This window comes from Neobacillus sp. DY30 (assembly GCF_030123065.1).
GTDB lineage: Bacteria > Bacillota > Bacilli > Bacillales > Cytobacillaceae > Neobacillus.
This window is the reverse complement of the sequence record NZ_CP126093.1, coordinates 4,827,043-4,842,148: the sequence shown is the minus strand read 5'-3', so window position 1 is coordinate 4,842,148 and position 15,106 is coordinate 4,827,043. Positions and strand designations below refer to the sequence as shown.

The window sequence follows — 15,106 nt, the reverse complement described above, 5'->3', positions numbered from 1 at the left end:
TTTCATAGAATATATAGCCGCATTTGCCGTACCTCATATAAGAAAGTTTTAAACCACCACTCCTCAAAGTGGGTGTTCGCAGAAGCCTTCCTGCTTGTCCTCCATGTCGTGTAGACAGAGGCTTGTCATTACAGCTCCGATAGTAAAACTCCCTTTTACAGCTTAAAGGTTAAAACTTTATTATCACTACGAGCAACGCAGCTTGTATTAGTATATTACTGCATTTTCTTGAATAGTGCAATGGTAAAAAAAACAAAACGATTTACTTAAGGATCTGTAATTCTTTTGGGAAATTGGTTAACACTTTAGCTCCATCTGCAGTAATGAACACATCATCTTCAATACGAACACCTGCAACACCCGGTACATAAATTCCTGGTTCAATGGTGTATACCATTCCTTCTTCAATCACCAATTGGTTTGTCTCTGTCATTGAAGGATACTCGTGTACACTGATACCTAGTCCATGACCGAGACGGTGTGGAAAGTATTCTCCGTATCCTGCATCTGAGATGATTCTTCTAGCTGTTAAATCAACCTCAGCTGCCGTAGCACCAGGCTTGCTTACTTCAATTGCGGCTAACTGTGCTTTTAGAACAGTATCATATATTTCTTTTTGTTTATCATTAATATCACCATAAGCAACGGTTCTAGTAATATCTGAACAATAACGTTCTACCACTACGCCTAAATCGAATAAAACTAAATCACCCTTTTGGATTTTTGTGTTCCCTGGATTACCATGTGGTGACGCAGCATTTGCACCCGTTAAGACCATAGTTGAAAATGACATTTCTGTTACGCCTTTTTTCTTAAGTGCATATTCAACAGCATTTAGGACATCTAACTCAGTTCGTCCTTCTTTTATTTCACTGCAGCCTACTTCAATCGCATAGTCAGCCAATGCACAGGCTTCTTCCATTACTTTTAACTCCTTAGCATCCTTAATCATCCGCAGTTTTCGCATTTTTTCCTCAGCAGAAACAAATGAAGCACTCGGGAATAATGATTTTAACTCCTCATATCGTTCTACATTCATATGTTCTTTCTCAATGGCTGCGTTTCGTACGGCACCAATTCTTTTGTTGATTGAGGTAAGTACGAGTTCCCATGGATTGTCGATATCACTATAGCCGATAATTTCATGATTCCAGCCTGATTTTTTGACATCGTTAACCTCCATTCCTGGGCAGATAAGAAATGGTTCCTCCTCTTGGAACATTGCTAATCCTAGCAGACGCTCATGGGGATTAGTGAAAAATCCGCTTAAATAAAAAACATTTTCAGAAGAGGTAATGAAGCTGACTTCAATACCATTTTCCTTCATCCAAGCTTGAAGATTGTGTAAACGTTGGTTCATTATTTCTCCTCCTAAACGATACATTCCTATTTGAGCGTATCAATTTTGCTGCTGTGTGTAAACAATCTGCATATAGGTTGTGCTAAATCAATCTATTTATGGATAAATTGAGGAAGGAATTTAGAAATATTTATGGAAGTACATATAGTACACAAACGGAGGAGATGGGAAAAATGAAAATATCTTATCATGGGCATTCAGTTGTTCAAATTCAGGTAAATGGCAAAAACATTATCATTGATCCTTTTATTACTGGTAATCAATTAACTGATTTAAAATTGCAAGATGTAAATCCAGATGTAATTATTTTAACCCATGGTCACGGTGACCATGTTGGTGATACCGTCGAGTTAGCCAAAAGAAACAATGCACTAGTGATAGCAAATGCCGAGCTCTCTACATTCTTGGGCTGGCAGGGGGTAAAAACTCATGCTATGCATATTGGCGGGTCTTATCAATTTGATTTTGGAAAGGTAAAGTTAACACAAGCTTTTCATGGTTCTAGCTTTGAGACAGAAAATAACGAACTTGTATATTGCGGCATGCCGGCTGGAATTCTCTTTATGGCAGAGGGAAAAACAATTTATCATGCAGGAGATACAGGCTTGTTTTCGGATATGAAGCTCATCGGTGAAAGACATCCAATTGATTTAGCTTTCTTGCCAATCGGTGATAATTTTACAATGGGTCCAGAGGATGCCGCATATGCTGCAAAGTTATTAGCTGCAAAAACAATTGTTCCAATTCATTACAATACATTCCCGCCGATTAAGCAGGATCCAGAGCAATTTATTGCTATGCTTGAAAATAAAAATGGAAAAGTCCTGCAACCTGGAGATTTTATCGAATTATAATACTTTTTTATCCCTTCTATGCATAAAGTGAAACAAGCAGTAGTTTTGAAGGGAGATAATGAATTGAAAAAAAACAGATATTTACTATGCCTGTTGTTATGTGGGTTCATGCTTTATTTTGCAGCACCAAGATTATCGGTTTTTGCAGAAGGCCTTGAAGGGACTTTCGCCTTGGCCTGGCTGGCGTTTGCATTAATTGTCATTGCAGGAAATCTCACAGCCATGTTGTATAGCCCAAAGAGGGCAGTCATCAAAAGACAGCCGAACCGAGCCAATAAAAAATCTCGATCCTATTATTCATAACCAAACTGCAAGGGAGCCTGTAAAAACGGCTCCCTTTGTGTTGGTTTATTAATCAAAATAATGGTATAAATAATATATTGATTATTATTATTAATTAAAGGGTTATAGAAATGGGTGAAGGTCTTGGCTACAAAACATGAACAGATTTTGCAATATATTGATGAACTTCCTGTTGGGGAAAAAATATCAGTACGGCAAATCGCCAAGGCGATGACTGTTAGTGAAGGTACCGCATATAGAGCAATTAAGGAAGCGGAAAATAAAGGCTATGTAAGTACCATTGAACGTGTAGGCACCATTAGAATTGAACGAAAGAAAAAAGAGAATATTGAAAAGCTTACCTTTGCAGAGGTTGTTAATATTGTGGAGGGTCAGGTTTTAGGCGGAAAGACTGGTTTACATAAAACGCTAAATAAATTCGTTATTGGAGCAATGAAACTTGAGGCGATGATGCGCTATACAGGTCCCGACAACCTGTTAATTGTAGGAAACCGTACACAGGCACAAGAACTTGCATTGAAAGCAGGTGCAGCTGTCTTAATAACCGGTGGTTTTGATACTGAGGATCATATCAAGAAGCTGGCTGATAATCTAGAAATGCCTATTATCTCAACGAGTTATGATACCTTTACAGTGGCAACGATGATAAACCGGGCCATCTATGACCAGTTAATAAAAAAAGAAATTATTCTGGTAGAGGATATCCTTACACCACTTACTGAGACCTACTATCTCAAAACCTCTGATAAGGTCTCTAGATGGCATACGCTAAACATTGAAACCACTCATAGCCGATATCCTGTTGTTGATCAGAACATGAAGATTCAGGGAATGGTCACCGCTAAGGACATCATGGGGCAGGAGTCAGATACGACCATTGAAAAAATTATGACAAAACATCCGATGACGGTTTTGGGCAAAACAAGTGTTGCGTCAACAGCACATATGATGGTCTGGGAAGGAATTGAAGTACTTCCAGTTGTGGATGATACTAATCGTCTAGAAGGTATTATTAGCAGGCAGGATGTATTAAAAGCATTGCAGATGAATCAACGTCAGCCGCAGGTAGGGGAGACAATTGATGATATCGTCACAAACCAAATGGTGTTAATGCGAGGGAGAGCGAAAGGGGAAGAAGTGTATACCTGTGAAGTTACTCCACAAATGACAAACCATCTCGGCACGATTTCTAATGGCGTTTTTACGACGATTGTTTCAGATGCTGCAAACAGGATCTTACGTAGCTATAAAAAAGGCGATTTGGTTGTGGAAAATATGACCATTTATTTTTTAAAGCCGGTTCAAATGGAGAGTATTTTAGAAATTTATCCAAGAGTTCTTGAAGTGGGACGTAAGTTTGGAAAGGTCGATGTTGAGGTTTTTAATGATGGTATTTTAGTGGGTAAGGCAATGATGATGTGCCAGCTTATTGATCGGAATTAAAAATAAAATAGCCGCTTGAAATAAGCGGCTATCATTTATTTAATATCGTAACTTTCAGCTTCTTCTGCGGCGAATGGGAGATAATGTTTATACTTTTTGATTCCGACCCATGTAAACACACCGCCATACACAATAAAGATAACTGAAACAATCAGTGTGACCGTGGTTTGTGATATGAAGAATAAGTGATTAATCCCAAATAAGAAAACAAATAAACCAAGTGCTATATTTGATTTGGCACCAAGCCATTTTTTTTCAACTGGCCGGCTGCTACGAAAGTATTTGGTTTTATAAAATAAATAAAAAGCAAATAGGATGACGATGAAAAAAACCAGAACAGACATTATCTTTCCTCCAAGTCAAAAATTCTATTGTTAATTGTACATATTATTTTAACAAAATACTACCCTTGCTTCAAAAACATATAGAGGTGATCACATTGAATGAAAAAATTTTAGAAATGATCGAACAATATGAGACTATCATCGTACATCGCCATGTCCGTCCAGATCCGGATGCATACGGATCACAATGCGGCCTAGTTGAAATACTAAAGGCTTCATATCCAAATAAAAAGGTGTTCGCAGTAGGAAAAGAGGAAAGGTCGCTCCATTTTATGCGACGTCTCGATTCCATTGAAGATGAAGTTTATAAAGGAGCCTTGGTTATTGTTTGTGATACCGCAAATCAGGAGCGGATTTGTGACAGAAGATATACTTTAGGTGATAAACTAATAAAAATAGACCATCATCCGAATGAAGATCCTTATGGTGATTTATTGTGGGTTGATACAACGGCAAGTTCATGCAGTGAGATGATCTATGAATTTTACTTATTTGGTAAGGATAGAGGGTTGAAACTAAATGATGAGGCTGCAAGGCTTTTATTTGGAGGTATTGTTGGTGATACAGGAAGGTTCCTATTTCCAAGCACTACCGACAAAACCTTTGCTTATGCCGGGGAGCTCATTCATTATAATTTTTCACGTACCGAACTTTTTGACAAAATGTACGAGCGTGATACCAATATTATTAAATTAAACGGCTATATTCTTCAAAACTTTGAAATGCAGGATAATGGAGTAGCTTCCGTCATGCTAACTAAGAAGCTATTGGATGAATACAACGCAGAGCCATCAGAGGCTTCCTTACTTGTTGGAACTTTAGGTGATGTAAAAGGAATCAAAGCGTGGGTCTTTTTTATTGAAGAGGAAGATCAAATTAGAGTACGATTACGTTCAAAAGGTCCAGTCATCAATGGAGTTGCAAGAAAGTTCAAAGGCGGTGGACACCCGCTCGCATCAGGTGCGTCTATTCATTCATGGGATGAAGTTGAGCATGTAGTGAAAGAGCTAAGCGATGTATGTGATAATTATCAACTATAAAGAAAGAATCGGCCGTAAATTTCCGGCCGATTTTTTTATTGTTCAAATTCAATTTCTAGCTGAATAGAAAGGGTGGTAAAGATAACCATTTCCTTTACCTTCAGTTTGTAACGTTTGTCATTGATTTTAACCGGTTTATTTTGTATGATTTTCTTGATTAATTCTTTGCTTTTATAGACGGTCTCAATGTCCTTTGCAATCATCATACTAATATCATCTTTTACCGAGTCTTCAATCTCTGAAACACTTAGTAAGTCTAATTTGTATTTTTCCCAATTTGTTATTTTAATATTGATTTTCTGAATTGTCAGCTGCTCAATTGTCCTTTTATTAATCTCTTTATACTCTTCTTGCCAAATCTTCTTTTCCTCTTGTAAGTCAACGATTTCTTCACTTTGTTTATCAATTAATGCAGTATGCTTTTCCTGCCAAACCCCAAAAATATAAATGAAAATACACCAGCTAATAGCGCCGCCAATGACCATCCCTGCAAAGAAACGCTGCCAGGAAGGCTGCCGATAATAGGGAGGAATTCTCACGATATATACTCCTGTGTTAACCAATTAATAATCAGTGCACCTGTTTGGGCACCGCCTAAGGCAGATAGAATAATTAGAAGTTGTTTGAAAATATCCCTGGTTTCTGCATTGAATATCCCTCTTTCAAAGGTGTAAACGGCATCAAATGTCCCGCCAATAGCAGCAACTATTGCCCATATTCTTAAGTCTGTGGACAGTCTGTAAACAGCTGTAAGCGGTGGTTGTCCAGTTAGAAAGGCTGCGATTCCGCCAATCAACGAACCGCCAAGGATAACACCCAATGCAATAAAATAACTCTCAATAAACGTAGGAAAAAAACCAATCTCTTTCATAACCTCAACCGCCCTCACGGAATATCAATACCCTTATACATTTATATGGACAAACGTACGTGATTATGATTTTAAAAATAAGAACATATTTTCCTTTTTTAGAGTTTGGTTCTATAATGAAGATAGGATTTTTAATTGGAAGGGGTGACAAAATGTCTTTTATTCACCTTCATGTCTATAGTGCATATAGCTTGTTAACAAGCACAGCTTCGGTTCACGAACTAGTTCAAAATGCAAAGAAAAAAGGATTTAAGGCGATTGCATTAACCGATCGAAATGTAATGTACGGAACCATTGAATTTTATAAATTATGTTTAAAAAACAATATCCAGCCGATTATGGGGTTAACCGTTGATGTTGAAAGTGAGCAAAGAATGGATGAATCATTTCCATTAGTCTTACTAGCCGAAAATGAAAAAGGATTTAAGAACCTTTTAAAAATTTCTAGTGCAGTTCAAACAAAAGCGGAAAACGGTATCCCTTTTAAATGGTTAAAACATTATGCAGAAGGGCTTATTGCCATTTCTCCGGGTATAGAAGGAGAGATTGAACAAAATCTATTAAGCGATCAACAAGAAGAAGCGATTGCAATCATAAAAAAACTTCAATTTATCTTTGGCAAAGAGTCATTTTATCTAGCGCTCCAAAACCATCAATTAGAAGAGGAAGAAATCGTCACACGAAGAATTCAACATATTGCTAGAGAACTAAGTATTCCATTGGTAGCAACAAATAGAGTGCATTACATAGAACAAGAAGATATGTTTGCGCAAGAATGCCTGTTAGCTATAAAAAATGGAGACAAGCTTCAGGATGATCACCGAGAAAGACTAGGAAGCGATCAATTTTATTTAAAGAATGCAAAAGAAATGATGGAAATATTTTCTGAAGTACCCGAAGCATTAGAGAACAGTATAACCATCGCGAAAAGATGCATGGTAAATATCGAACTAAACAAAACATATTTACCTGAATTCCCCACAGAAAACAAGCAGCCTCCAGAAGAGTACTTGGAATTATTGTGTAAAAAAGGGTTAATGGAGCGCTTCGGGTCACCTACTCAAGAACACTATGAACGATTATTTTACGAATTATCGGTTATTAATTCCATGAAATTTAGTAATTACTTTTTAATTGTTTGGGATTTTATGAGATATGCCCGTGAGCATGGCATTTTAACGGGACCTGGCAGGGGATCGGCAGCAGGATCACTTGTTGCCTATGTTTTGTATATTACCGATGTCGACCCTCTATCCCATCAATTATTATTCGAACGCTTCTTAAACCCTGAGCGGATATCGATGCCGGATATAGATATTGATTTTCCAGATCATCGTCGCGATGAAGTAATAGAATATGTGGCAAAAAAATATGGAGAATTGCATGTTGCACAAATCGTAACGTTTGGTACTATGGCAGCCAAGGCTGCAATAAGGGATGTCGGCAGGGCTTTTGGACTGAATACAAAAGAATTAGAACAGCTTTCAAGACGTATTCCATCACGGTTGGGAATAAACCTTAAAGATGCATATAAAGAATCACAGCCACTGAGAAATTTTATTGATGAAAGCCCTATGAATCAAAAGCTCTATGAAACAGCATTAAAGCTAGAGGGGTTACCGCGTCATACCTCTACACATGCTGCAGGTGTTGTTATTAGTGAGAAGCAGCTTATTGAATTAATTCCCATTCAACAGGGGCATAATCAAGTTTATTTAACTCAGTATTCGATGGAACATCTTGAGGAAATAGGCCTGCTCAAAATGGATTTTCTTGGCTTAAGGAATTTATCATTAATTGAAACAATCTTGTCATCTATTCAAAAGAAAACAGGAAGAAAAATAGATATTAAAACCGTACCATTAAATGATGAAAAAACATTTGAACTGTTAGCAAGAGGAGAGACAACTGGTATATTCCAGTTAGAATCTGAGGGGATGAGGAAGGTATTATTACGCCTGAAACCTTCACGTTTTGAAGATATTGTCGCCGTTAATGCTTTATATCGTCCAGGACCAATGGAGAATATTCCGCTATTTATTGACAGGAAACATGGGGTACAGGAAGTTGAGTACCTGCATGAAGATTTAAAACCCATCTTGGAAAATACCTATGGAGTCATCGTATACCAAGAACAAATCATCCAAATTGCCTCTACTATGGCCGGTTTTTCCCTCGGTGAAGCGGATTTGCTGCGAAGGGCGGTTGGAAAGAAACAAAAGGATGTATTGGACAGGGAACGAAATCATTTTGTCCAAGGTGCCTTGAAGAAAGGCTATAATCACGTATTGGCAAACGAAATATATGATTTAATTGTTCGATTTGCCAATTATGGTTTTAATCGAAGCCATGCAGTGGCGTACAGTTTGATTGCGTATCAGCTTGCCTATTTAAAAGCAAATTATCCACTATATTTTATGGCGGGACTGTTAACATCCGCGATTGGGAATGAAACCAAAATAGCTCAGTATATTTTGGAAACAAAGCAAAAGGATATTGAAATCCTCCCTCCATCAATCAATTACAGCGGGTTTGCCTTTCAAGTAGAGAAGAATGGTATTAGATACAGCCTTGCAGCGATAAAAAGTGTAGGCGCAGCAGCATTAAGAGAAATATTTCAAGCAAGAAAAAGTAAAAAGTTTGAGGACTTGTTCGATTTTTGTACTAGAGTATCTTCAAAAGCCATCAATCGGAAGACTCTAGAGGTTCTTGTCCATTCTGGAAGTTTTGATGAATTTAAAGAAGACCGTGCTGTCCTGCTTGCAAGTTTGGATGTGGCGATCGAACACGCACAATTATTTAAGGTGGATGAAACAAGTCAAGTTGAATTATTCTTAGAGGAATTTCAGCTTAAACCGAAATACGTACAAGTTGACCCAATTAGACTTGAGGATAAGCTTGCATTCGAAAAGGAAGCTCTTGGCTTTTATCTTTCCGATCATCCAGTATCTATTTTTGAAAAGAGACTTAATCAAGCTGGGGCAAATGTTTTGCTTGAATTATCTGTGGATTTTAAACGAGCCGCTGCTGGTGTTTATATAACATCGGTACGAAAAATCCGGACAAAAAAAGGGGAATCAATGGCCTTTTTGAATATAAGTGATTCGAGCGGAGAAATGGAAGCTGTCGCTTTTCCAGTCGTGTACAAAAAATATTCTCACTTGCTAGAACACGGAAAATTTGCGGTGATAGAAGGAAAAGTGGAAGAACGAGAGGGGAAGCTACAATTTATTATTCAGCAAGCAGCAGAAGTGGAAACCTGGTTAAATTCGAAACCTAAGCAGGAATCGACTTTATATTTAAAAATAGCGGGCGGCAAGCAAGATGAGCACTCTTTATATCAATTAAAAAAATTATTTAAGGATCATTCTGGAAGTACAAAAGTTGTTTTGCATTTTGAAACCAGTAAGAAAACGATTAGGTTGGGAAGTGAGTTTATGGTCCTTCCCAGCCCTGATTTCTTGAAAGTATTACGTGATTTTCTTGGCGCAGATCATGTAGTTTTAAAAGAATAATTCTTTACAACTCATAAAGATGTGATATAGTGGTAAATGAAGATGGGTGTGGTCTGACCACTAAAATAACAGACTTGGATTATTGTATTTAACGACAACTTTTTGTACTAATTTAAGGGGTGACATATCTTGACATTACGGGAAGAAGCACTACATATGCATCGAATTAATAAAGGAAAGCTTGAGACAACATCAAAAGTAGCTGTAAGAAATGCCAAAGATTTAAGTTTAGCATATTCACCGGGCGTTGCTGAACCGTGTAAAGATATTTATGACAAGCCAGAAACTGTGTTCGATTACACAGTGAAAGGGAACATGGTTGCTGTTGTGACAGATGGTACAGCAGTCCTAGGTCTCGGAAATATTGGACCGGAAGCTGCACTTCCAGTAATGGAAGGTAAAGCAGTTTTATTTAAAAGCTTTGCCGGCGTCGATGCCTTCCCAATTTGCTTAAATACAACCGATGTCGAAAAAATAATAGAAACTGTTAAGCTGCTAGAGCCAACATTTGGCGGTGTCAATCTTGAAGATATCGCTGCACCAAATTGCTTTGTCATTGAAGAAAGATTGAAAAAAGAAGCAAATATCCCAGTTTTTCATGATGACCAGCATGGTACTGCTATTGTCACGGCAGCCGGTCTTGTAAATGCTCTTAAGCTCATCGATAAAAAAATGTCTGAAATCAAAGTCGTTGCGAATGGTGCTGGAGCAGCTGGAATTGCCATTATCAAATTATTGCACAGCTATGGTGTAAGAGATATTATTATGTGTGATACTAAGGGTGCCATTTACGAAGGACGCCCACAAGGAATGAATGACGTCAAAGCAGAAGTAGCAAAATTCACAAATCGTGATAATCTAACTGGAAGCCTTGAAGATGTCATAAAAGGTGCCGATGTATTTATTGGAGTATCTGTTGAAGGTGCTCTAACAAAAGAAATGGTTGCATCAATGAATAAAGATGCTATCATATTTGCTATGGCAAACCCTACTCCAGAAATTATGCCGCATGAAGCAAAAGAAGCGGGAGCAAGAGTTGTTGGAACGGGTAGATCAGATTTTCCTAACCAAGTAAATAACGTCTTAGCCTTCCCTGGGATTTTCCGTGGGGCACTAGATGTACGGGCTACACACATAAACGAGGAAATGAAAGTAGCAGCTGTTGAGGCGATAGCCGGCTTAATAAATGAATCACAGCTAAATGAAGATTATGTCATCCCTGCACCATTTGATCCGCGTGTTGCACCGGCAGTTGCTGCCGCAGTAGCAAAAGCTGCAATGGAAACGGGTGTCGCACGTATAAAGGTGGACCCTGAAGAAGTAAAAGAAAAAACAATGAGGCTCGCTATTATTGGTAAAAGTGAGTGATAATTAGTGACTAACACTAAAGTTTATCTTGAGATTGTTAAACAGCTAAGAGAGATGATATCTGCAGATAATTTAAAGTCTGGAGATAAGATTCCATCTGAACGGGAATTATCAGAGCGCCTGAATGTCGGGCGCTCTTCCGTTCGGGAAGCTTTAAGAGCATTAGAACTATTAGGCTTGATCGAAACCCGTCGTGGTGAAGGCACCTTTATCCGGGATTTTCGGGGGAATCAACTTGTACAGCTGCTAGGTACCTTTATTCTTCAAGATGAGAAGGCCAAGTTAGATGTAATTGAAACAAAGAATTTAATAGAAATGGATTTGCTCCGTTTAGTTCTTAATAGAGCTGATAAAGAGCAGTTAATGAAGCTTAAGAGCTTGGTTGAAGCCGATGAATTAAATGATGATCAATTTTTTTATCAACTTATTGAACTTGCAGACAATTATTTGTTCTCAAGAATTTGGTTAATATTAAAGGACTATCACCATTCATTAAGTTTAAAAAATGTGGAGTATAAGCGTGATAGCTATTTAATGTTAATCGAAGCCTTAGTTAAAAAAGATGAGAAAAAGACATTAACCGTTTATCGACAATTAAGAAATTTGTCTGTTTTTACCGACAAATACTAACAGATTTTGAAGTATTTTTCCTTTATAGTGATAGACAAGCAATCAAGCCCAATTGGATATGGGCATTTTTAGTTTTAAAGTGGTCTGACCAATTTATTAAGTGTAGGTTTGAATTGTCATTATTTAAGGAAAGACTTCAAATAGAAGACGTTAAAAATTGCCATTTGGCAGATTTTTTCTAACGAGGGAGGTTTGGACAAATTGCTCAAAGAGCTCTTTACCAAAAATACGATTAAAAAGAAAAAATATGCAACAATTCCTACCGAGGCTGCAAAAAGTGATGTGCCTGAGGGAATCATGACTAAATGTCCGTCATGTAAGACGATTATGTATACAAAAGAACTAAATAAAAATTTAAAGGTTTGTTTACATTGTGGTTATCATTTTGCGATGAACGCAAAAGAACGGATCGCCAGCTTTCTAGATGAAGACAGCTTTAATCAACTAGATGAAAACATGGTATCTGAGAACCCATTAAATTTCCCAGATTACTTGGAAAAAGTGGAAAAGGACCGTCAAAAAACAAAGATTAATGAGGCTGTTGTAACTGGAACAGGGACTGTTAATGGAAATAAAATTGTGGTAGCCATCATGGATTCTACTTTTAGAATGGGCAGTATGGGGTCTGTTGTTGGTGAAAAAATTACCCGTGCTATTGAAAAAGCAGATGAAATGTCAGTGCCATTTATTATTTTTACGGCCTCTGGCGGGGCTAGAATGCAAGAAGGAGTCCTCAGCTTAATGCAAATGGCCAAAACAAGTGTGGCTTTAAAGCGATTTAGCGAAAATGGCGGACTTATTATTTCAATGATGACACACCCAACAACTGGCGGTGTTTCTGCAAGCTTTGCATCATTGGGGGATTACAATTTTGCAGAACCAGGAGCATTAATCGGTTTTGCAGGACGAAGAGTTATTGAACAGTCCATTCGCGAGGAACTGCCCGAAGACTTTCAGACAGCAGAATTTCTATTAAAGCATGGTCAGCTGGACGCGATTATTTCTCGTCCTGACTTGATCGATAAAATTACAAACTTACTTGAAATTCATCAACCAGGAGGTGAGCTCGAATGGTAGGCGAATTAGAATTTGAACGCCCGATTTTGCAATTAAGAAATAAAATTGCGGAAATTAAAGAGTTTACAAAAACTGCAGATGTGGATTTATCATCAGAAATCGAGAAATTAGAATTAAGGCTTGAGAAACTTGAAAATGATATTTATAACAACATCAAGCCGTGGGACCGCGTTCAAATAGCGAGGCATCCAAACAGACCAACTACATTAGATTATATTTCTAATCTATTTGACGGGTTCTTTGAATGTCATGGAGACAGAACATTTGGCGACGATGAAGCAATTGTAGGCGGTATTGCTAAATTTCGAGGGCTTCCGGTAACCGTTATTGGTCATCAGAGAGGGAAAGATACGAAAGAGAATATCCGCAGAAACTTTGGAATGCCTCATCCGGAGGGTTATAGAAAAGCACTGCGTTTAATGAAACAGGCAGATAAATTTAACCGTCCAATTATTTGTTTTATTGATACAAAAGGGGCCTATCCAGGAAAAGCAGCAGAAGAACGGGGACAAAGTGAGGCCATTGCACGTAACCTGTTTGAAATGGCTGGTCTTAAGGTGCCAGTTATTTGCATCGTTATTGGTGAGGGAGGAAGCGGTGGAGCCCTTGCTTTAGGAGTGGGGAACCGCATGTATATGCTCGAAAATTCCACTTACTCTGTTATATCACCAGAAGGTGCAGCAGCTATACTATGGAAGGATTCAGCCCTTGCAAAGAAGGCAGCAGAGTCCATGAAAATAACTGCGCCAGACTTAAAGGAACTTGGTATTATCGATGATATCATTCCAGAAATTAAGGGTGGTGCACATAAAGACGTAAAGGGTCAAGCAGAAGCGATTGACAATTTCCTGAAAAAATCTTTAAAGGAACTTTTAGAACTCTCTGACGAGGAACTTATTGCAGATCGCTATAATCGATTTAGAACGATTGGCGAATACTCCTTTTTAAAAGATTATATAAGTATTTAAAACGTGCTCTCCAGGCACGTTTTAATTTTTGGTGATTACTTTCCATTTCACAATTATGTCAACATTTGTCCATTAAATGTAAATGATTACGTTTCCATTTTTTAGTTAAGCGTTTTCAGTTAACCGATAATTCCGTCTATTAAATTTACTAATATGATTGAGTTGTTATAGAGGTCTCTTTAATGGTATTTTATAAATATTACTGGATTTTCTGCAGATAATAAATGAAGTACTTAGAAAATGAAAACTCCTATTAGATATACATAAATATTTTAGTAAATCACATGAGGTGGTAAAAATGAAAAAAATTGGTGTGCTAACAAGCGGTGGAGATTCACCAGGTATGAATCCAGCTATTCGAGCTGTAGTTCGAAAAGCCATTTATCACGATGTAGAGGTTTATGGAATTTACGGCGGTTATACGGGTTTAATTTCTGGAAATATAAAAAAGCTTGAGCTTGGATCTGTGGGTGACATCATTCATCGTGGAGGAACCATGCTGCATACAGCACGATGCCCAGAATTTAAAACACCTGAGGGACAGCAAAAAGGAATTGAGCAGTTAAAAGCCCATGGAATTGAAGGACTTGTGGTCATTGGCGGTGATGGTTCGTACCGTGGTGCAAGAGCTTTGACTCAGCAAGGGTATCCATGTGTAGGTGTACCTGGTACAATTGATAATGATATTCCAGGAACCGAATTAACCATTGGTTTTGATACTGCGTTAAATACAGTTATAGATGCCTTGGACAAAATTCGTGATACGGCTACATCGCATGAAAGAACCTTTGTGATAGAAGTTATGGGCAGGGACGCTGGTGACATTGCTCTCTATGCTGGTCTTGCAGGCGGTGCAGAAACCATCCTTATCCCAGAAGAAAACTTCGACATGGCTGAAATTGCTGAAAGGCTCAGAAAAGGTCAGGAACGCGGTAAGAAGCATAGCATTATCATTGTTGCTGAAGGAGTTTGCGGCGGCAATGAATTTGCGAAACAGTTAAAAGAGGCTACTAACTTTGACACTAGAGTATCTGTACTTGGACATATTCAACGCGGTGGTTCGCCTACTGCAGCCGACAGAGTGCTCGCAAGCCGTTTAGGTGCCAGAGCAGTAGAATTACTAATTGAAGGTAAAGGCGGACGTGCTGTAGGGATGGAAAGTAATCGTGTTGTCGATTACGATATCATTGAAGCATTAGAAAGAAAGCATAAGCTAGACCTAGACCTTGTTAAACTTTCAAAAGAATTATCTATCTAACCAGTGTTTTGAATTATTATAATCTAGCTCCGGTCGCCATCGGCTCGAGGCATAAGCCAATCCGTCAAGAAGGTT

General features: G+C 38.1%; 14 protein-coding genes and 1 other RNA gene. 10 read left to right on the top strand and 5 right to left on the bottom strand.

Annotated features, from left to right (window positions below):
- Positions 1-10 precede the first annotated feature (10 nt).
- Together ssrS and QNH29_RS23925 are read right to left on the bottom strand one after the other, a co-directional pair.
- Positions 11-207, bottom strand: a non-coding RNA gene (gene ssrS, locus QNH29_RS23930) — 6S RNA.
- A 55-nt stretch (positions 208-262) separates the two neighbouring features.
- On the bottom strand, positions 263-1,360 hold the full coding sequence (locus tag QNH29_RS23925; protein ID WP_283861788.1) for a M24 family metallopeptidase: 1,098 nt from the start codon (positions 1,358-1,360) through the stop codon (positions 263-265).
- A 173-nt stretch (positions 1,361-1,533) separates the two neighbouring features.
- Between QNH29_RS23925 and QNH29_RS23920 the strand changes: the two genes are divergently transcribed.
- From QNH29_RS23920 to QNH29_RS23910, 3 genes are all read left to right on the top strand, one after another.
- The gene (locus QNH29_RS23920; RefSeq protein WP_283861787.1) at positions 1,534-2,214 is read left to right on the top strand and encodes a metal-dependent hydrolase; all 681 of its coding nucleotides are present in this window, start codon (positions 1,534-1,536) and stop codon (positions 2,212-2,214) included.
- 18 nt (positions 2,215-2,232) lie between these two features.
- A complete protein-coding gene (locus QNH29_RS23915; RefSeq protein WP_283861786.1) occupies positions 2,233-2,517 on the top strand; it encodes a hypothetical protein in 285 nt (94 codons plus the stop codon).
- Between the two features lie 123 nt (positions 2,518-2,640).
- The gene (locus QNH29_RS23910) at positions 2,641-3,960 is read left to right on the top strand and encodes a CBS domain-containing protein (protein ID WP_283861785.1); all 1,320 of its coding nucleotides are present in this window, start codon (positions 2,641-2,643) and stop codon (positions 3,958-3,960) included.
- Positions 3,961-3,995: 35 nt separating this feature from the next.
- Here QNH29_RS23910 and QNH29_RS23905 read toward each other — a convergent pair whose 3' ends face one another.
- A complete protein-coding gene (locus tag QNH29_RS23905) occupies positions 3,996-4,304 on the bottom strand; it encodes a YtpI family protein (protein WP_283861784.1) in 309 nt (102 codons plus the stop codon).
- A 95-nt stretch (positions 4,305-4,399) separates the two neighbouring features.
- Between QNH29_RS23905 and QNH29_RS23900 the strand changes: the two genes are divergently transcribed.
- Entirely contained in the window at positions 4,400-5,344 is a 945-nt protein-coding gene (locus QNH29_RS23900; RefSeq protein ID WP_283861783.1) for a DHH family phosphoesterase, read from the top strand.
- 35 nt (positions 5,345-5,379) lie between these two features.
- Here QNH29_RS23900 and ytrI read toward each other — a convergent pair whose 3' ends face one another.
- Together ytrI and ytrH are read right to left on the bottom strand one after the other, a co-directional pair.
- Positions 5,380-5,883: a sporulation membrane protein YtrI gene (gene ytrI / locus QNH29_RS23895; RefSeq protein ID WP_283861782.1), complete on the bottom strand. Its 504-nt coding sequence runs from the start codon at positions 5,881-5,883 to the stop codon at positions 5,380-5,382.
- Positions 5,880-6,215, bottom strand: coding sequence for a sporulation membrane protein YtrH (gene ytrH / locus QNH29_RS23890; RefSeq protein ID WP_283861781.1), 336 nt, complete (start codon positions 6,213-6,215; stop codon positions 5,880-5,882). The genes ytrI and ytrH overlap by 4 nt, the downstream gene beginning before the upstream one ends.
- A 152-nt stretch (positions 6,216-6,367) precedes the next feature.
- On the opposite strand from ytrH, the gene dnaE reads away from it, so the two are divergent.
- The 6 genes from dnaE (at position 6,368) to pfkA (ending at position 15,031) form a co-directional block, all read left to right on the top strand.
- On the top strand, positions 6,368-9,730 hold the full coding sequence (gene dnaE / locus QNH29_RS23885) for a DNA polymerase III subunit alpha (protein ID WP_283861780.1): 3,363 nt from the start codon (positions 6,368-6,370) through the stop codon (positions 9,728-9,730).
- 129 nt (positions 9,731-9,859) lie between these two features.
- Positions 9,860-11,098, top strand: coding sequence for an NADP-dependent malic enzyme (ystJ, locus tag QNH29_RS23880; RefSeq protein WP_283861779.1), 1,239 nt, complete (start codon positions 9,860-9,862; stop codon positions 11,096-11,098).
- 6 nt (positions 11,099-11,104) lie between these two features.
- Complete coding sequence (locus QNH29_RS23875) at positions 11,105-11,728, top strand: FadR/GntR family transcriptional regulator (RefSeq protein WP_283861778.1); 624 nt, start codon at positions 11,105-11,107, stop codon at positions 11,726-11,728.
- 201 nt (positions 11,729-11,929) lie between these two features.
- Positions 11,930-12,805, top strand: a complete 876-nt coding sequence (accD, locus tag QNH29_RS23870) for an acetyl-CoA carboxylase, carboxyltransferase subunit beta (protein WP_283861777.1) — start codon at positions 11,930-11,932, stop codon at positions 12,803-12,805.
- Positions 12,799-13,773, top strand: coding sequence for an acetyl-CoA carboxylase carboxyl transferase subunit alpha (gene accA, locus QNH29_RS23865; RefSeq protein WP_283861776.1), 975 nt, complete (start codon positions 12,799-12,801; stop codon positions 13,771-13,773). The genes accD and accA overlap by 7 nt, the downstream gene beginning before the upstream one ends.
- Before the next feature lie 298 nt (positions 13,774-14,071).
- A complete protein-coding gene (pfkA, locus tag QNH29_RS23860) occupies positions 14,072-15,031 on the top strand; it encodes a 6-phosphofructokinase (protein WP_283861775.1) in 960 nt (319 codons plus the stop codon).
- Positions 15,032-15,106: the final 75 nt, after the last annotated feature.